This is a genomic window from Pseudomonas morbosilactucae (assembly GCF_023241715.1).
GTDB classification, from domain to species: domain Bacteria; phylum Pseudomonadota; class Gammaproteobacteria; order Pseudomonadales; family Pseudomonadaceae; genus Aquipseudomonas; species Aquipseudomonas morbosilactucae.
This window is the reverse complement of the sequence record NZ_JALQCW010000079.1, coordinates 40,741-57,629: the sequence shown is the minus strand read 5'-3', so window position 1 is coordinate 57,629 and position 16,889 is coordinate 40,741. Positions and strand designations below refer to the sequence as shown.

General features: G+C 63.3%; 16 protein-coding genes and 2 pseudogenes. 8 read left to right on the top strand and 10 right to left on the bottom strand.

Translation table 11 applies throughout. The features are described from left to right. Positions 1-227, top strand: a pseudogene (locus tag M1B34_RS26920) (hypothetical protein); the annotation flags it as partial. 133 nt (positions 228-360) lie between these two features. Beyond that, the gene (locus tag M1B34_RS26915) at positions 361-990 is read left to right on the top strand and encodes a flavin reductase family protein (protein WP_123328627.1); all 630 of its coding nucleotides are present in this window, start codon (positions 361-363) and stop codon (positions 988-990) included. Here the strand turns inward: M1B34_RS26915 and M1B34_RS26910 are convergent. Further along, positions 983-1,256: pseudogene (locus M1B34_RS26910) on the bottom strand (hypothetical protein). The gene M1B34_RS26915 and the pseudogene M1B34_RS26910 sit on opposite strands and share 8 nt — an antisense overlap. Before the next feature lie 9 nt (positions 1,257-1,265). Further along, positions 1,266-1,631 carry a putative quinol monooxygenase gene (locus M1B34_RS26905; protein ID WP_268266710.1) on the bottom strand — a complete coding sequence of 122 codons (366 nt, stop codon included), beginning with the start codon at positions 1,629-1,631 and terminating at the stop codon, positions 1,266-1,268. Between the two features lie 332 nt (positions 1,632-1,963). Here M1B34_RS26905 and M1B34_RS26900 point away from each other — a divergent pair, with 332 nt between their 5' ends. Beyond that, positions 1,964-2,893, top strand: a complete 930-nt coding sequence (locus M1B34_RS26900) for an AraC family transcriptional regulator (RefSeq protein WP_123328630.1) — start codon at positions 1,964-1,966, stop codon at positions 2,891-2,893. Positions 2,894-2,917: 24 nt separating this feature from the next. Here M1B34_RS26900 and M1B34_RS26895 read toward each other — a convergent pair whose 3' ends face one another. Continuing rightward, positions 2,918-4,366 (bottom strand): aldehyde dehydrogenase family protein, encoded by a 1,449-nt coding sequence (locus M1B34_RS26895; protein ID WP_268266709.1) that lies wholly within the window; start codon positions 4,364-4,366, stop codon positions 2,918-2,920. Further along, the gene (locus tag M1B34_RS26890) at positions 4,363-6,000 is read right to left on the bottom strand and encodes a 5-guanidino-2-oxopentanoate decarboxylase (protein WP_268266712.1); all 1,638 of its coding nucleotides are present in this window, start codon (positions 5,998-6,000) and stop codon (positions 4,363-4,365) included. Before M1B34_RS26890 ends, M1B34_RS26895 begins: the two co-directional genes overlap by 4 nt. A 158-nt stretch (positions 6,001-6,158) precedes the next feature. Between M1B34_RS26890 and M1B34_RS26885 the strand changes: the two genes are divergently transcribed. Beyond that, complete coding sequence (locus M1B34_RS26885; protein ID WP_268262582.1) at positions 6,159-7,040, top strand: LysR substrate-binding domain-containing protein; 882 nt, start codon at positions 6,159-6,161, stop codon at positions 7,038-7,040. Positions 7,041-7,133: 93 nt separating this feature from the next. On the opposite strand, the gene M1B34_RS26880 is transcribed toward M1B34_RS26885, so the two are convergent. After that, entirely contained in the window at positions 7,134-7,748 is a 615-nt protein-coding gene (locus M1B34_RS26880; protein WP_123328634.1) for an NAD(P)-dependent oxidoreductase, read from the bottom strand. A gap of 47 nt (positions 7,749-7,795) precedes the next feature. Next, positions 7,796-8,680, bottom strand: coding sequence for an MBL fold metallo-hydrolase (locus M1B34_RS26875; protein ID WP_268266708.1), 885 nt, complete (start codon positions 8,678-8,680; stop codon positions 7,796-7,798). A 111-nt stretch (positions 8,681-8,791) separates the two neighbouring features. On the opposite strand from M1B34_RS26875, the gene M1B34_RS26870 reads away from it, so the two are divergent. Both M1B34_RS26870 and M1B34_RS26865 read left to right on the top strand, forming a co-directional pair. After that, positions 8,792-9,697, top strand: a complete 906-nt coding sequence (locus M1B34_RS26870; RefSeq protein WP_123328636.1) for a LysR family transcriptional regulator — start codon at positions 8,792-8,794, stop codon at positions 9,695-9,697. A gap of 154 nt (positions 9,698-9,851) precedes the next feature. Beyond that, positions 9,852-10,028, top strand: coding sequence for a hypothetical protein (locus M1B34_RS26865; RefSeq protein ID WP_268266707.1), 177 nt, complete (start codon positions 9,852-9,854; stop codon positions 10,026-10,028). A gap of 9 nt (positions 10,029-10,037) precedes the next feature. Here M1B34_RS26865 and M1B34_RS26860 read toward each other — a convergent pair whose 3' ends face one another. Next, the gene (locus M1B34_RS26860) at positions 10,038-10,934 is read right to left on the bottom strand and encodes a helix-turn-helix domain-containing protein (protein WP_268266706.1); all 897 of its coding nucleotides are present in this window, start codon (positions 10,932-10,934) and stop codon (positions 10,038-10,040) included. A 189-nt stretch (positions 10,935-11,123) separates the two neighbouring features. Between M1B34_RS26860 and pobA the strand changes: the two genes are divergently transcribed. Next, the gene (pobA, locus tag M1B34_RS26855) at positions 11,124-12,305 is read left to right on the top strand and encodes a 4-hydroxybenzoate 3-monooxygenase (RefSeq protein WP_185039101.1); all 1,182 of its coding nucleotides are present in this window, start codon (positions 11,124-11,126) and stop codon (positions 12,303-12,305) included. A gap of 60 nt (positions 12,306-12,365) precedes the next feature. Continuing rightward, entirely contained in the window at positions 12,366-13,883 is a 1,518-nt protein-coding gene (locus M1B34_RS26850) for an MDR family MFS transporter (RefSeq protein WP_268266705.1), read from the top strand. A gap of 48 nt (positions 13,884-13,931) precedes the next feature. On the opposite strand, the gene M1B34_RS26845 is transcribed toward M1B34_RS26850, so the two are convergent. The 3 genes from M1B34_RS26845 to M1B34_RS26835 all read right to left on the bottom strand — a co-directional run bounded on the left by M1B34_RS26845 (position 13,932) and on the right by M1B34_RS26835 (position 16,837). Then, on the bottom strand, positions 13,932-14,774 hold the full coding sequence (locus tag M1B34_RS26845; protein WP_268266704.1) for a cache domain-containing protein: 843 nt from the start codon (positions 14,772-14,774) through the stop codon (positions 13,932-13,934). Positions 14,775-14,896: 122 nt separating this feature from the next. After that, positions 14,897-15,739, bottom strand: a complete 843-nt coding sequence (locus M1B34_RS26840; RefSeq protein WP_123328641.1) for an ATPase — start codon at positions 15,737-15,739, stop codon at positions 14,897-14,899. A 105-nt stretch (positions 15,740-15,844) separates the two neighbouring features. Further along, positions 15,845-16,837 carry an NAD-dependent epimerase/dehydratase family protein gene (locus M1B34_RS26835; protein ID WP_268266703.1) on the bottom strand — a complete coding sequence of 331 codons (993 nt, stop codon included), beginning with the start codon at positions 16,835-16,837 and terminating at the stop codon, positions 15,845-15,847. Positions 16,838-16,889: the final 52 nt, after the last annotated feature.

The following is a 16,889-nucleotide window of genomic DNA, read 5'->3' as shown; positions in this document are numbered from 1 at the left end:
ATGATCCCAAGCTCGCACACACCCTTAACCGAACTGAGTCGACCACCATGAAAACCAAACTGACTCCTCCGACCCTGACCCTCTTCGGTACCTGGCTGACCAATACCTCGCGGCTGCGTTCGCCGTACCGGTTCCCGCCACCGCTTGCTGACTGGTTCGACCGCACCGGCTCCGCCGACCGTGCTGAAGATGGCTACGATCGCACAGGTTCCGCCAACCTCAGCTAATCCTTGTACGCGGCATCACAGCCCGGCTTCGGCCGGGCTTAGTCGTTTTTGGCGACCCACAAAAGCGCTCCGGTGCTGGAATTCAACGGGGCGCCACTGCACTATTCCCCCTTCGCCCACCAGAGCCCAGACCATGCCTGACGATATTCATTTCTACGAACCATCCCAGGGCCACGGCCTGCCCCACGACCCGTTCAATGCCATCGTCGGCCCGCGCCCCATCGGCTGGATCTCCTCCCAGGACGCCGCCGGCCGCCTGAACCTGGCGCCCTACAGTTTCTTCAACGCCTTCAACTACATTCCGCCGATCATTGGTTTTTCCAGCGTCGGGCGCAAAGACAGCCTGAACAATATCGAGCAGACCGGGGAGTTCGTCTGGAACCTGGCGACCCGGCCCCTGGCCGAGCAGATGAACCAGAGTTGCGCGGCAGTGCCCGCCGAAGTCGACGAGTTCGAACTGGCCGGCTTGACGCCGGTGGCCTCGCGGGTGATTGCCGTGCCACGGGTTGGCGAGAGCCCGGTGTCTTTCGAATGCAAGGTCACCCAGATCATTCAACTGCAAACCGCAGACAAGGCCCTGGTGCCGAGTTGGCTGATCCTCGGCGAAGTGGTCGCCGTGCACATCGCCAAGTGGCTGCTCAAGGATGGGATTTACGACACCGCCGCGGCAGAACCGATTCTGCGCGGCGGTGGGCCAGCGGATTACTTCCAGCTAGGGCCGGAAGCGCTGTTCAAGATGCACCGCCCGGGCGCGGTCAGATAGTTTCCCAGCTCAATTCGCCGTCTTCGTTTACGTCGATCAATTGCGCCAGCTTCAGGGCAGCCGCTTGATCGGCGTCATCGGCGGTCTTGAATTTCTGATCATCCAGGACTTTATGAAAACGCGGAGCCCCCGATTCTCCCAGGGCTTTGACCGCGATGGCGGCGCTGTACCCGCCCTCTCCTGGAACCACGGCGGAAACCGCCTCGTATTGCGCGAACTCTTTACGTGCCATGTTGCAGGTCCTGGCCTATGGAAAAGTCGGCCATTCTAAACCTTCAACCGGCCAGTTGCTGCACCGGCGCCCGCTCCAGCAGCGCGTATTCGCCCTGGGCCTGGGCCGCGCAAACGTTGCTGAAGGTGTGAAAATCCAGGCTGTTGACCACCAGTTCCTGCACCAGCTCGGTAAAGACCGCCAAGGCCGGCGAGTTGAAGTAAGCCGTCATCGCCTGCTGGCTGCTCCAGAAACCCGAGACCAGCCACAACTCTGCGTCGCACTGGGAATGCTGCAGGGCAAAGTGCAGGCAGCCAGGGGTTTGCCGCGAAGGTTCGATCAGGCCGCTCAAGCGTGCGCCCAACTCCGCTGAACGCCCGGCGCGGGCACGAACGAAGGCCAGATGACTGACCGGAATAGGCATGGACATGTGTGACCCTCCCAGGGTGATGTCGAGGCAGCCATGGGACGGGCTGCGACAGGGTCAACGATAAGGGCCGGGAGGTCGCCGTCGTTAGTCGATTCCTGCCGGGGGTTTGCCCAATCCTGCGACGATGCAAGCGGTTAGGTGCTCGGAAGCAGGGATGGCGTCACACGCTCCACACAAGTGTTTCAAGCAAGTGACAGGCCCTGGCAAGGTTCCATGCTGTTCATCGCCCGCACGCGCGGCAGGATCAGGCAAGTTTTACGCAGGAATCGCCTACCCTCCTCCCTTGCACAAATTTAAGCTGTGCCGATCCCACAACCCCCGGAGGGTGCCCCATGCCGTCACTCGAAACCCCGTTAGCGCCCCTGGACGAGGAGATGGAAAAACAACGTGCGGAGCTGGCTGGGATCATTCGCCGCAATACCTCCGAGGACGGTAGCTACGCCACCGCCATCGATACCTTGATGGTCTCGCGCCACAGCAGCTCCCATCAGTTCGCCCCGGTACTGGCCCAGCCAGCGTTGTGCATCATGGCCCAGGGCCGCAAGGAAGTGCGCCTGGCCGACGAGACCTTCAATTACGACCCGCTGAATTACCTCGTGGTGTCGGTCTCGGTGCCCCTCAGTGGCAAGGTGGTGATTGTCTCTCCGGAGGAGCCCATCCTGGCCCTGCGCCTGGACATCGATCCCGCGGAAATCACCGCACTGATCGCTGACGCCGGCCCCCTCGGCGTACCGAGTCGGCCCACCGGACGCGGCCTGTATGTGGAGCGGCTGGACCCGCCGATGCTCGACGCGGTGCTGCGCCTGGCGCGCTTGCTGGACACGCCCAAGGACATCGCCATGCTCGCTCCGCTGGTGCGACGCGAGATTCTGTATCGGCTGTTGCGCAGCCGCCAGGGCCATCGGTTGTATGAAATTGCCATCGCCAATAGCCAGAGCCACCGGGTCAGCCAGGCGATCAAATGGCTCAACGGCCATTTTGAACAACCGTTGCGCATCGACGACCTGGCCCGGGAAGTGAACCTCAGTGTCTCGACCCTGCATCACCGCTTCAAGGCGATGACCGCCATGAGCCCCCTGCAGTACCAGAAACAGCTGCGCCTGCAGGAAGCCCGGCGCCTGATGCTGGCCGAAGGGCTGGAGGCCTCGGCGGCAGGTTACCGGGTGGGCTATGAAAGCCCGTCGCAGTTCAGCCGTGAATACAGCCGGCTGTTCGGCGCGCCGCCGTTGCGGGACATGGCGCGCCTGCGGATCAGTGTGTGAGCGGCCCATTGGGCCGCCCCGTACCTAGACCGCGCGGATCACGTGCTTGATCTCTTGAAACGCCTGTAAACCCCAGGGGCCCAGCTCGCGACCGATGCTGCTCTGTTTGTAGCCGCCCCAGGCGGTTTGCGGAAAGATCACCTGGGGCGCGTTGATCCACACCAAACCGGCCTGCAAGGCATTGGCGACCCGCTCGGCCCGCTCGCTGTCGCGGCTGACCACACTGGCCACCAGGCCGAACTCACTGTCATTGGCCAGGGCAATGGCTTCGGCTTCGCTGGCAAAACTGCGCACGCAGAGCACCGGCCCAAAGATTTCCTCGCGCCACAGGGCGCTGTCCAACGGGACTTCGGTGAACACCGTCGGCCGTATAAAGAAGCCACGGGGCAATTCCCGTGGGCGCTCGCCACCACAGACCAGTTTGGCCCCGGCACTCAGGCCGCGATCGATGTGCCCCAGTACGCGTTGGTACTGCGCCTGATTGACCAGGGCGCCCATCTCCACCGCCGGGTCAAAAGGGTCGGCCACGCGAATGGCCTCGGCCTGCTCTTTGAGGCGCGACAGAAACTCATCGGCCACTTCGTCGGCCACCAGTACCCGGCTAGTGGCCGAGCACATTTGCCCGGCATTGAAAAACCCGCCGCCACAGGCCAGTTCCACGGCCAGCTCAAGGTCGGCATCGGCCAACACCAGCAGCGAGGACTTGCCCCCCAGCTCCAGGCTCACGCCCTTGACGCTTTCCGCCGCACGCTGCATGACCTGCACCCCCACCGCGTTGCTGCCGGTAAAGGATATTTTCGCCACCCGCGGGTCTGCCGCCAGGGGTGCGCCCACCGCCAGGCCGGTGCCACAGACCAGGTTGAACACGCCGTTGGGCAGACCGCTGTCGGCAATGATCGCGGCCAGTTCCAACTCAGGCAGCGGCGTCACTTCCGAAGGCTTGAGCACCACGCTGCATCCGGCCGCCAGCGCCGGGGCGAGTTTCCAGGCCGTGGTGACCATGGGGAAGTTCCAGGGCACGATCAAACCGACCACGCCGCAGGGCTCGCGGCGCAGGCGTGCCTTGAAGTCTTCGCTGGGCAATGCCACGTCGCGGTCTTGCTGGACCTCCAGGCCTTCGGCCAGGCCCGCGTAGTACTCAAATGTGGCAATCACATCGTCGACGTCGATGGCCGCCTCGAACTGGGGTTTGCCGTTATTGCTCGACTGTAAGTACATCAAGCGCTCACGGCGCGCGGCCACCCCGGCGGCAATCTTGCGCAGCACCGCGCCACGCTCGGCAGCCGGGGTCTTGGACCAGCCAACGAAGCCCACCTGTGCCGCTTCGATGGCCTGCTCCAGCGCCTGCCGGTCACCCCCGCTGACAGTCGCCAAGGCTTCCTCGGCGGCCGGGTTGATCACCGCCAACAGCTCGCCACCGGCGCGCCACTGACCGTCGATGTACACCCCCTTCACGGTTGCTTCAGCGCTCATGCCTGCACCCCCTGCATCCAGTTGTTCTGGTCGATTTCAATCAGAGTCGGGCCAGTGCGCTCCGCTGCTGCGAACAAGGCATTGCGCAGTTGAGCAACCGTGCCGACCGCCTCGGCCTCGCAGCCCAGGGCCTTGGCCAAGGCAATGAAGTCCGGGGTGTAGATGTCCACGCCCACCGGTTCAATGGCGCGGTTGACCATGTACTTCTTGATCTCTTCATAGCCCTGGTTATTCCACAGCAGGACGATGATCGGCGTGCGCGCCTCGACCGCGCAGGCCAGCTCCGCCAGGGTGAATTGCAGGCCGCCATCACCGATCAGGCACGCCACCGGCCGGCGGTTGCCGCGCTCGGAGCCACCGCCAAGCCAGGCACCGATCGCTGCCGGCAAGGCATAACCCAGGGTTCCGTAGCCGGTGGACGAGTTGAACCAGCGTCGCGGCTGCTGGGGGTTGAAGGTCAGGTTGCCGGTGTAAACCGGCTGCGTGGAGTCGCCGACCAGTACCACTTCCGGCAAGGCCTGCACCACGGTGTCGAGAAACAGGGTCTGGGCCCGGGTCGGGGCGTCCCAGCCAAGCGCCAAGGCGTCGCGCAAAGCGGCGGCGCGGGCCTCGCCCCAGTCACTGCGGCGCTCGGCCAGCGGTTGTCGCTGCACCTGCGTCAACAGCGCCTGGGCAGCCACCTGGGCGTCGGCCACCAAGGCCACATGGGGCGGGTAGTTGCGCACCGTCTGGTCCGGGTCGATGTCGATGCGCAGCAAGGTCCCGGGGATTTCAAAACCGCCGGCAAAGGTCACGTCGTAGTCGGTTTCCGCCAACTCCGTGCCGATGGCCAACACCACATCGGCCTCCGCCACCAGGGCCCGGGTCGCCACCAGGGATTGGGTAGAGCCGATCAACAAGGGGTGCTCGCCGGGCAACATGCCCTTGGCATTGATGGTCAGGGCCACCGGCGCTTGCAGGTACTCGGCCAGTTGCGTCAGTTCGGCCGCCGCATCAATGGCGCCGCCACCGGCCAGGATCAACGGCCGCTGGGCCTGGCTCAGCCACTGGCTCATTTGCTCGATGGCTGCCGGCGCGGCACCGGCCCGGGCAATGTTCACTGGGCGACTGTCGAGCAAGTGATCAGCAGGCTGCACCAGCACGTCGAGGGGAATCTCGATGTGCACCGGGCGCGGCCGACCGGCCTGGAACAGGGCAAAGGCCCGGGCCAGCACGACGGGCAACTCGTCAGCGCACATCAGCGTATGGGAGAACGCCGCCACGCCACTGACCAGTGCGCTCTGGTTCGGCAGCTCATGCAGCTTGCCACGCCCCCCTCCCAACTGGCTGCGGGACTGCACGCTGGAAATCACCAGCATCGGGATCGAATCGGCATAGGCCTGGCCCATGGCGGTGGTGATGTTGGTCATCCCTGGGCCGGTGATGATGAAGCACACCCCCGGTTTGCCGCGGGTACGGGCGTAACCGTCGGCCATGAAACCCGCCCCCTGTTCGTGGCGGGGAGTGACATGCTTGATGCTCGAACCGGCCAGCCCACGGTACAGCTCGACGGTGTGCACCCCGGGAATGCCGAACACCTGCTCGACCCCGTAGCCTTCAAGTAACTTGACCAATACTTCGCCGCACGTCGCCATGTCATCGCCCTTCTTGTTCATTGGAATCAGGCCCCCGGACAGCGCGCAGCAGGCGCGTCAGAGGCACAGAGAGGGGCTTATTGGACGCCGGCCGGTAGCGGGAACAATGGATAAAAAGTCATACTAGCCATGTCATTTCGTCATGCCTTGGCGGCCCCATGAAACGCCTTCCTCCCCTGCCCGCGCTGCACACATTTCTGATCACCGCCCAGTGCTGCAACTTCACCCGGGCCGCCGAGCAGTTGCACATCACCCAGGGCGCGGTGAGCCGACAGATCGCCGGCTTGGAGCAGCACCTGGGGTATGCCCTGTTCCAGCGCCAGGCCCGGGGCTTGAGCCTGACCGCGCAAGGTCGGGCCTGGTTGCCGCAGATCGAGAAAGTCTTCGCCTTGATCCACGAGACGGTGGAGACGGTCGGCGCGGGCCACGAAACCCTGCAACTCAAGGCCCCGACCTGCGTCATGCGCTGGCTGCTACCGCGCCTGTTGCAGTGGCAGAAGGAGCGCCCCGACGTACCGGTGCAACTGACCACCACGGTGCAGCACGGCGTTGATTTCGCCCGGGAGCCGTTCGACGCCGCGGTGATGTACGGCGCACCGCCACCCGCGCAGTGGGCCTCGCGTCATCTGTTCGACGAGCAATTGACCCCGGTCTGTTCCCAGCCTCTGCTGGACGGCCCCATCGCCCTCAAGACCCCGGCCGACCTGCAACACCACCTGCTGCTGCACCCGACCCGGGACGAAGGGGACTGGAGCCGCTGGCTGCAAGCGGCGGGCACGCACGTGAACAACCTGGGCAAAGGGCAGCATTTCGAGACCTTGGACCTGGCCATGTCCATGGCTTCCCAAGGCACCGGGGTGGCGATCGGTGATTGGGCGTTGATTGGTGAAGACCTCAAGGCCGGGCGCCTGGTGATGCCGTTCGACCTGAAGGTGCCCACCGGCCAGGGTTATTACCTGGTGTACCCACGGCGGGGGGAGCCGGCGCCACGCCTGCAGGCACTGCTCGACTGGCTGGTGGAACAGGTACAGCAGCGCTGATCGCCGCCCTGCGCCATGTAAAAACGCCGACGTACCCGCGACAACGGCATCAAGGCCGTGGTCGCCGGTACGCCGGCGTTGGTAGCGCTCGACTCAGTAGCCGACAGTGAAACGCTGGCGAACGTGTTTCGGGCTTTCCACTTCATCGATCAGGGCGATGGCGTAGTCGGCGAAGCTGATCCAGCTCTTGCCTTCGGTGCTGACCAACAGATCGTCCTGGCCCAGACGGAAGGTCCCGGTCCGCTCACCCTCGACAAACTCTGCGGAGGGCGAAAGAAAGGTCCAGTCCAACACCGGCTCCTGGCGCAAGGTCTCAAGGTAAACACCGCCGGCGCTGGCTTCAGCCCGGTAGGCGTCCGGGAAGCCCGGGCTGTCGATGACTTTGCCCCCGCCCGGCAACAGCAGCGAACCGGCACCGCCCACCACCAGCAGACGCTTGACCCCGGCCTGTTTCACCGGATCGATAATGGCACGGGCGGGAATGGTGGAGAAATGCGCAGCGCTGATCACCACGTCGTGACCGGCCACCGCCGCTTGCAGCGCGGCGCTGTCGGTAACGTCAACATCCTTGGTCACCACCCCGGCACGCGCGCCGATCTTGGCGCTGTTACGGGCAATCGCGGTGACGCTGTGACCACGACGCAGGGCTTCTTCCAGCAGTTGGCTACCGGCACGGCCGGTGGCACCAATGATTGCAATCTTGCTCATGAATAACGCTCCCAAGGGGCTAGGTAAGGTGGCGGCTCAAGCGGTTTTCACCACTGCATTTCGCCTTTGGCAACCTTGGCGCTGAGCTCCAGGGAGCTTTCTTCGCCCAGGTCCGGGTAACGCTTTTTCATCGCGGCGATCAGCTCGGCGGAGTTCTTGGCCTTGGCGGTTTCCTCATCAAAGGCCTTGATGTAATCGGCGGTGAACTGCACAGCGGCCAGGGAGCGTTTGCTCTCTCCCAGGTAGTGGCCTGGAATCAGGGTTTTGGGTTTCAGGCCCTCGAGGGTGCTCAGGGTCGCCAACCAATCCTGATGGGATTGAGCGGTCTGGGTATCGGCCATCCACACGTGAATGTTCTCTGCGACCACCACACCGCCCACCACGGCCTTGATCGACGGGATCCAGACAAAGGTGCGATCCGGCTGCTTGCCGTCCAGGCCGATGATTTCCAGCTTCTGTCCTTCCAGGGTCAGGTTGTGGCCTTCCAGCACGCTGGGCACCAGGGTCTTGGCCGGGGCATCAGCTTCCATCTTCGGTCCCCAGAACGCGACTTTGCCGGCCACGGTGGCCTTGATGTGGTCGACGGTGGGCTGGGTGGCCACGACCTTGGCCTTGGGGAACGCCTGGGTCAGGGTGTCCAGGCCAAAGTAGTAGTCCGGGTCACCGTGGCTGATGTAGATGGTGGTCAGCTGCTTGCCACTGGCGCGGATTTTCTGCACCAGTTGCTCGGCCTGGGATTTGCCGAATTGAGCATCCACCAGAATGGCTTCTTTCTTGCCGCTGACCAGCACCGAGCTCACCGGAAAAATCGCTGCTGCTCCCGGGTTGTAGACATCCAGGGTCAGCGCCGGCTCCGCGGCGGCGGCATGGGCGACAAACCCCAGGGTAGCGGTGGCCAGTAACAGGCGTTTGAGGGAAGTGAGTCCGATCATGGGGCGCTCCAAATCTGTGGTCTTGGGTTGAGGTGCAAGGAGCTTAGTGGCCGCACAGGTTCCAAAAAATGCGATGCTTGAACATAGTTTGTTTCTGAAAGCGGGCAAATCATGGATCGTCTTCAAGCAATGCAGGTGTTTGTCAGCGTAGTGGAACTGGGCAGCCAATCGGCCGCAGCCGACCACCTGGATCTGTCACGCCCGGTGGTCTCGCGTTATCTGGCCGAGTTGGAAAATTGGGTCGGTGCGCGGTTGCTGCATCGCACCACGCGCAAACTCAGCCTGACGGCCGCGGGCACGGAAATCCTCCCGCGCTGCCGGCAGATGCTGGAGCTGTCGGGCGACCTGCAGGCGGCGGTCAGCGAACCGGACGAGGCGCCACGCGGGCTACTGCGCATCAGCGTCAGCACCTCATTCGGCCAATCCCAACTGGCGGATGCCATGGCCGCCTACGTCAAGCGCTTCCCCGGGGTCAGCGTTGACCTGCAAATGCTCGATCGCACGGTCAACCTGGTGGATGAACGCATCGACCTGGCGATCCGCACCAGCAATGACCTGGACCCGAACCTGATCGCCCGGCGCCTGACCGTGTGCCGCTCGGTGATCTGTGCCGCCCCGGCCTACCTCAAGGAACACCCGACACCGCAGCGGGTGGAAGACCTGAGCCAGCACAACTGCCTGACCCACTCCTACTTCGGCAAGAGCCTGTGGCACTTCGAACAGGACGGCGAACAGGTGTCGGTGCCGGTCCAGGGCAACATCAGCGCCAACGAAGCCAGCACCCTGCTGCGGGCGACCATGGCCGGCGCCGGCATCGCCATGCTGCCCAGCTACCAGGCCGGCGTGCACATTCACCAGGGTGAGTTGATCCGCCTGCTGCCTGGAGCCGAGCCCCGGCAAATGAACATGTACGCGGTGTATGCCTCGCGCAAGCACATGCCGACCGCCCTGCGCAGCATGCTGGACTTCCTGGTGCTGCGGTTTCCCGAGGAACCCGAGTGGGACAAGGGGTTGTAGGGCCTGAATCGACGTTTTTGCCTGGCGGCCATCAACCCGGTGAATGCCCGTTCAAACAGCGGACTTGGGGGCCTGGCAAGCCCTGAATGCTGACCTATGCTGATAACAGTGCCCCCCAAAACCACCGCGAGGGCATTCGTTCAGAGGTCCTGCCATGAACATCAAAACAAGAAGGTACCTGGCCATATTCGTGACCTGCGGCATCACCCTGGCGCTGTACGGCACCGCCGCCTACCGGGTCGAGCAGGCACGCCAACTGCCCAGGAGCTACGCCAGTTGCAACCTGGAGCAATGCCTCCCTCACAGCGCCACGCTAAACACCTTGAGATAAGCCGGCAAGCTACTCGGCGGCGTCCTGGTCGTTCTTCAAGCGATCACGGAAGGCCTTGGGCGAGACCCCGACACGACGCCGGAACAGACGGGTGAAGTTGGTGGGGTCGGAAAACCCCAGCGCGTCGGAAATTTCATAGATGGTCATGCCGGTGTAGGTCAGCAGGCGCTTGGCCTCCAGCAACTGCCGTTCGTGCATGATCTGCAACGCCGGCTGCCCCGCCAGCTCGCGGCACGTGCCGTTGAGGTGGGAGACCGAGATCCCCAGTTTGTGGGCCAGGTCCTCGACTTTCACATGCTCGCGATAATGGGCTTCGACCAGTTGGATAAAGCCATTGAAATACTCCCGGGCCCGCTGCGGACGCTGGTTGGCACTGCGCCGCTGCAACGCCTGGCGGCTGACCCAGACCACGATCGTGCTGACCAGGGCATGCATCAGCATTTCTCGCGCGGGCTGATGCCCTTGGTACTCGTTCTGCAAATCTGAAAACAGCCGATTGAGGTAGGCGCTGTCACCCCGGGCGGGGTAACTCTCGGACACCGCCAGGGCATTCACCGAGTGTCCCAGTTGACCTTGCAAATGGGCCACCAGCGGTGCCGCCAGGGTCACCACGAAGCCTTCGATGTCCTCGGAAAAACGAAAGCCATGCACCGACAGCGGCGGCAGGACCTGGATCGCCGACTCGCCCAGCACCGTGCGCTGGCTTTCCACTTGCAGCTCCGCCTGGCCCCGGTACACAAACAGCAACTGACACAAATCGGCATGGCGGTGGGGCTTGATTTCCCAGTGGTGCTCGCGGCTGCGCTTGGAAATGGTCTCGCAATGCAGCAGATCGGGCGTCGACCAGTCCAGGCTTTCGCCATAGAGCTTGAACACCGGAATGCTCGGAAGGGCAGGCTTGTTCATCACTGCAGTCCAGGCCTCTGAATGACGGGCGATAATCGCACCGATTGGCGAAATGAACAGGTATCGGCTCAGTTTTCCCCTTCAATTGACAGGGTCGCCCGTGAAAAATGCAAGCACTCGAAACATAAAAATAACCTTTCACCGAATCCATTCGCGTGAAGCTTGCGAGTCATAAAAACAATGAAAACCTTGAAAACTCAAGTCGCCATCATTGGCGCCGGCCCCTCGGGCCTGCTTCTCGGCCAACTCTTGGAGAAGGCCGGTATCGATACCCTGATCGTCGAACGCCAGAGCCCGGACTACGTCCTGAGCCGGATCCGTGCCGGGGTGTTGGAGCAGGGCATGGTCGATCTGTTGCGCCAGGCCGGAGTCAGCCAGCGCATGGACGCCGAAGGCCTGGTACACGACGGCTTCGAGCTGGCCTTGAACGGCCGCCAGGTAAAAATCGACCTGCATGCCCTGACCGGCCAGAACGTGATGATCTACGGCCAGACCGAAGTCACCCGGGACCTGATGCACGCCCGTGAAGCCATGGGCGCCACCACGCTCTACGAAGCCCGGGACGTGCGTCCCCATGACATGAAAACCTCCCAGCCTTACCTGACCTTTGAACATCAGGGCCAGCCCGTGCGTGTGGAGTGCGACTACATCGCCGGCTGCGACGGCTTCCACGGCATTGCCCGGCAGTCGATCCCTGCCGAGACCCTGAAGGTTTTCGAACGGGTGTACCCCTTTGGCTGGCTGGGCATTCTGGCCGACACGCCGCCGGTTCACGAGGAACTGGTGTACGCCCGCCACGAGCGCGGTTTCGCCCTGTGCAGCATGCGGTCCACCACCCGCACCCGGTATTACCTGCAGGTGCCGGCCGAGGAAAAGGTCGAGAACTGGTCCGATCAACGCTTCTGGGACGAGCTCAAGACCCGTCTGCCCCAGGCATTGGCCGAGCAATTGGTGACCGGCCCGTCGATCGAAAAAAGCATCGCGCCGCTGCGCAGTTTTGTGGTCGAACCCATGCAATACGGACGCATGTTCCTGGTCGGCGACGCTGCCCACATCGTTCCGCCCACCGGGGCCAAAGGTTTGAACCTGGCGGCCAGCGATGTCAGCACGCTGTTCAATATCCTGGTCAAGGTTTACCGCGAAGAGCGCACCGATCTGTTGGAGAAATACTCGGAAATCTGCCTGCGCCGAGTGTGGAAGGCCGAGCGCTTTTCCTGGTGGATGACTTCGATGCTGCATCAGTTTCCCGATGCCGACGCCTTCAGCCAGCGCATCAGCGAAGCGGAACTCGAGTACTTCGTCGGCTCTGAAGCCGGGCGCAAGACCATCGCAGAAAATTACGTCGGACTTCCTTACGAGGCTATCGAGTAGGAGCCTATCGAGTAAACTGGCGAGTATTCCCGCTCGCCTTGCCTCCTGCAGGTTCCTTTCGTGACCCATCTCCACACCCCTGGTCCTACCAAACCGGCCATTCGCAGCGTACTGATCGCACTGATGCTGGCGATTTTTCTCGGTGCCCTGGACCAGACCATCGTCGCCGTCTCCATGCCGGCCATTTCCGCCCAGTTCAAGGATGTCAGCCTGCTGGCCTGGGTCATCTCCGGCTACATGGTGGCCATGACCGTGGCGGTACCGATCTACGGCAAGCTGGGCGACCTCTATGGCCGGCGCAAACTGATGCTGTTCGGCATGGGCCTGTTCACCCTGGCCTCGTTGTTTTGCGGCCTGGCACAGAGCATGGAGCAACTGGTGCTGGCGCGGATCATCCAGGGCATCGGTGCCGGCGGGATGATTTCGGTCAGCCAGGCGATCATCGGCGACATCGTGGCGCCCCGGGAACGCGGGCGCTACCAGGGCTATTTCAGCAGCATGTACGCCGTGGCCAGCGTCGCCGGCCCGGTGCTGGGTGGCTACATGACCGAGTACCTGTCCTGGCGCTGGGTATTTTTGATCAACCTGCCCCTGGGCCTGGGCGCCTGGTGGGTGGCCCACCGTACCCTGGTGGGCCTGCCCGTGCCGCAGCGCGTGCCGATCATCGATTACCTGGGCACCGTGTTGCTGATCATCGGCCTGAGCGCGCTGCTGCTGGGGATCACCCAGTTCGGCCAGGGCCACGCCTGGCACAGCCAGGAAGTCCTCGGCCTGCTGGCCTGCGCGGTGGCCGCATTGGCCGTGTTTGTCTGGCACGAACGGCGTGCCCGGGAGCCCCTGCTGCCCATGCACCTGTTCGCCAACCGCAATGCACTGCTGTGCTGGTGCACGATATTTTTCACCAGTTTCCAGGCCATCTCGTTAATCGTGCTGATGCCCCTGCGCTTCCAGAGCGTCACCGGGGCCGGGGCCGACAGCGCCGCGCTGCACCTGCTGCCGCTGGCCATGGGCCTGCCCATCGGCGCCTACTGCGCCGGGCGCCTGACCTCGGTCACCGGGCGCTACAAACCGATGATCCTCGGCGGCGCCTTGCTGATGCCGGTGTCGATCCTCGGCATGGCCTTCGTACCGCCACAAGCCTTACTGCTCAGCAGCGCCTTCATGCTGCTGAGCGGGATCGCCGCCGGCATGCAGTTTCCGACCTCGTTGGTGGGCACCCAGAATTCGGTCGAACAGCGCGATATCGGCGTGGCCACCAGCACCACCAACCTGTTCCGTTCCCTGGGCGGCGCGGTGGGGGTGGCGCTGATGTCAGCGCTGTTGCTGGCGTTGCTGCAGGACTCAAGCCTGGCCCATCTGGGTGGGGCCTCGCTACTGGTCGAAGGCGGTTCGGGCAATGCCCTGCTGGACGGGCTGAATGCGGCCCCGGGCCCGGCCCAGGATGCCTTGCGGGCAGAGCTGTTGCTGACCTTCCGGCATTTGCTGATGGTCAGTGCGGCGGTGTCGTTGCTGGGCCTGGCGGCGGCCATCGCCATGCCCAACCGCGTGCTGCGTGGGCGGGAAGACAAGGCCGGTTGAGCGGGCAAGCCGGCAGCCGCTGAAACCTCAGCGGCTGCCGCACCGGACTTACGGGCTGTAGTAACCCACCGCCACCAGGAAATGCCCGACCTTGCGCAGGTAGGCATGCTTGTCTTCGACCTTGCCGGTCACCGGGTTCTTCCAGCGGTACTCATATTCCCCCTGGGGCTGCTGGGTAATCAGCGCCAGGATCGGCTCGCCCACCGGCTTGCCTTCAGGGTCCTTGACCTTGCCGAAGTCCGTGTTGATCAGCCGCAGATTGGTGCCGTGGGCGACGTAGCGCTGGGTATCGAGATCAACCACGAACACATACAGGTCATCCTGCAAGAAACCGCCCTTGAGGCTGTTGATCGCGGTGAGGGTGCCCTTCTCGTCACTGGCCAATTGGGTCGCCGCCTTGTCCAGCAACGCCTTGGCCTGATCCGCCGAGGCCCGGGGCAGGTAATAACCCACCGCCAGGATCCGCTCGCCAACGCGCTGAAAGTACACGTGCTTGCGTTCGATCTTGCCGTCGCTCCAGTTCTGCCAACGGTACTCGGCCTGCTGGATGCCATTGCCCTCGGGAATTTTCAGTGCGTCCTTGAAGGCCTTCTGCAGGTCTGGCCCCAGCACTTCGGACACATCACGGCCAATCAACGCTGAAGACGGCCCACCGCTGGCCAGCATCACGCCCCGGGTATCGACCACGAAGACATAGCGGTCCTTATCGACAAACTCGCCCTGGCGGCTGAACACCGCAAAGGCCTTGTCGCCCTGGTCGTGGTAGTACGCCAGGGCCTTTTCCAGCAGCGCCCTGGCGGCCGTGCCCTCGTCCGCCGGCGCGGCGGCGTGGGCCTGGCCCAGGCACAGCAGCAGCCAACCCAACCACGTGATTTTCAGCAAAAGCCTCATTGCCCGCCCCTCATTTTTATAGGTGTCTGAAGAGCGTAGACGGCTGCGCAAGATGAGCGAACATTCAGCAAACACAGGGGCATAGAGCCTTCCCACGGAGCTCGCGGGAAGGCTGGAGGGGCTCAGGGACGAGCGTCGAGTTGTTGTTGCAGGTTCTGGATCTGGCTTTGCAGGGTGTTGATGTTGCGGGTGACCTGGCCACGGAACGCATCGAACTCAGCAGTGCTGGCGCCATTCTGCGCAGCGGCGGCCGGACGATTGTCTTGCTCGCTCTTGAGCACAATCATGTCCTGCTCCAGGCGCTCGATGGCAGCGCTGGGGTTGCCCTGCTTCTTCAGGGTCGCCAGGTCGGCGCTCAGGCTCTTGAGCTGGGCATCGACTTTACTGCCATCGGTCTGGGCCCCTTTGAGTGCAGCCAGTTCCGTACCCAGGGCTTTGACCTGGGCCTGCAACTGAGCGTTGGCCGTCTGTTGCTCGGTGGTTTGCGCGCTCATTTGTGCCAGGCGCTTGTCCAAGTCCGTCGCCTGCCCGGCCACGCCCTGCTGTTGCTTGCTCTGGTCCTGCAGTTTGCTTTCCAGCTGTTTGATCTGCAGCTTGAGCGCCTCGCTGTCACTGGTGACGTTGCTCTGGCTGGCCACCACCTTGCCGGAAATGTCCTGCAGGCGCCCGGCGGCCTCTTCACTGATACGGGCAAAGCTTTCCTGGGTCGCCACCAGTTGCTGCTCCATCAGCGAGATCTGCTGGAAGCTCCACCAGGCCAAGCCGGCAAAGGCAAACACCAGCGCCCCGACCAGCGCCCACAGTGGGCCGGTGCTCGGGCCTTTTACCTTGACCACCGGCGTGCTGCGCGAATGCACCGTGGTGCGCTCACGGGCCGCGGGGGTGGTGGGAAAATCGTCATCATCATGGGGGTCGGCGCGCAGGCTGGGTACATCATCGAAGTCGTCGTGGGCATCATTACGCATGGGGCAACCTTTCTGAACCGCGTGGTGACTGAATGCGGCGAGTATAAACCGCTATTTCGCCGCACTCATCGACACTGCCGGGCAAACCCGGTTCAGTGTTTATTTTCAAAGCATGTCCTGGGCATTCCACCAGGCACAAAATTCATCGAGGGCCGTCCACAGGCTGACCTTGGGCTCATAGTCCAGGTAGTGCCGGGCACGGCTGATGTCCAGGGTGAAATTCTTGTTCATCACCTGCATGCCCAGGCGCGACAGGGTCGGCTCCGGGCGCCCGGGCCAAAGTTTGCAGAAGCCTTCGTTGAGCGCCGCAACACTGTAGGCCAGGCCATACGAGCGGTAGCGGGTGACTTGCGGCACCTGCATCTGGCGCATCACGTAATTGATCACGTCCCACACCGGCACCGGCGCCCCGTTGCTGATGTTGTAGGCCTTGCCCAGGGCCGAGCCGGTGGCCAGCAGGCTGCTGAGCAGCGCCTCGTTGAGGTTCTGCACGCTGGTGAAGTCCACCTTGTTCAGGCCATTGCCGACAATCGCCAGGCGTCCCTTGCGCTGCATCTTCAACAGCCGCGGAAAAATGCTCATGTCCCCCGCGCCGGTAACAAAGCGCGGGCGCAGGGCCAGGGTTTCCAGGCCGAACTCCTGGGCACCGAAAACCTTCTGCTCAGCCAGGTACTTGGTGGCTGCATAGGGGTGTTTGAAGCGCTTGGGCACCTGCTCTTCGGTCAGGTCCAGGTGGTCACGGCCGTCAAAGTAGATCGACGGCGAAGACAGGTGCACCAGGCGCCGAACCCGTTGCTTCAGGCAGGCTTCCACCACGTTTTCAGTGACCAGCACATTGCCTTGGTGAAAATCCTGATAACGCCCCCACAGACCCACGGCACCGGCGCAATGCACCACCGCCTCGACGTCGCGGCACAGTTCGCGTACCAGATCGGCGTCGCCCAAATCCCCCTGGATAAACTCGGCGCCACGCCGCACCAGGTGCTCTACACCTTCGGCACGGCGACCGTTGACCCGGACTTGCAGGCCTTGCTCAAGGGCAAAGCGAGCAAAACGCCCGCCTATAAAGCCGCTTGCGCCGGTGACCAGAATTTTCATGAGTTCTCCTAGAAATGCAGTGACTCGCGCCAGGCTGAAGGCGCCAGGTCAA

Bases quoted from the DNA above. Each gene is read 5' to 3' on its own strand.
- M1B34_RS26865 (WP_268266707.1), top strand. From the start codon at position 9,852: ATGAACATCAAAACAAGAAGGTACCTGGCCATATTCGTGACCTGCGGC.
- M1B34_RS26890 (WP_268266712.1), bottom strand. From the start codon at position 6,000: ATGGCGACGTGCGGCGAAGTATTGGTCAAGTTACTTGAAGGCTACGGG.
- M1B34_RS26905 (WP_268266710.1), bottom strand. From the start codon at position 1,631: ATGTCCATGCCTATTCCGGTCAGTCATCTGGCCTTCGTTCGTGCCCGC.
- M1B34_RS26835 (WP_268266703.1), bottom strand. From the start codon at position 16,837: ATGAAAATTCTGGTCACCGGCGCAAGCGGCTTTATAGGCGGGCGTTTT.
- M1B34_RS26915 (WP_123328627.1), top strand. From the start codon at position 361: ATGCCTGACGATATTCATTTCTACGAACCATCCCAGGGCCACGGCCTG.
- M1B34_RS26875 (WP_268266708.1), bottom strand. From the start codon at position 8,680: ATGATCGGACTCACTTCCCTCAAACGCCTGTTACTGGCCACCGCTACC.
- M1B34_RS26845 (WP_268266704.1), bottom strand. From the start codon at position 14,774: ATGAGGCTTTTGCTGAAAATCACGTGGTTGGGTTGGCTGCTGCTGTGC.
- M1B34_RS26860 (WP_268266706.1), bottom strand. From the start codon at position 10,934: ATGAACAAGCCTGCCCTTCCGAGCATTCCGGTGTTCAAGCTCTATGGC.
- M1B34_RS26840 (WP_123328641.1), bottom strand. From the start codon at position 15,739: ATGCGTAATGATGCCCACGACGACTTCGATGATGTACCCAGCCTGCGC.
- M1B34_RS26895 (WP_268266709.1), bottom strand. From the start codon at position 4,366: ATGAGCGCTGAAGCAACCGTGAAGGGGGTGTACATCGACGGTCAGTGG.
- M1B34_RS26880 (WP_123328634.1), bottom strand. From the start codon at position 7,748: ATGAGCAAGATTGCAATCATTGGTGCCACCGGCCGTGCCGGTAGCCAA.
- M1B34_RS26885 (WP_268262582.1), top strand. From the start codon at position 6,159: ATGAAACGCCTTCCTCCCCTGCCCGCGCTGCACACATTTCTGATCACC.
- M1B34_RS26870 (WP_123328636.1), top strand. From the start codon at position 8,792: ATGGATCGTCTTCAAGCAATGCAGGTGTTTGTCAGCGTAGTGGAACTG.
- M1B34_RS26900 (WP_123328630.1), top strand. From the start codon at position 1,964: ATGCCGTCACTCGAAACCCCGTTAGCGCCCCTGGACGAGGAGATGGAA.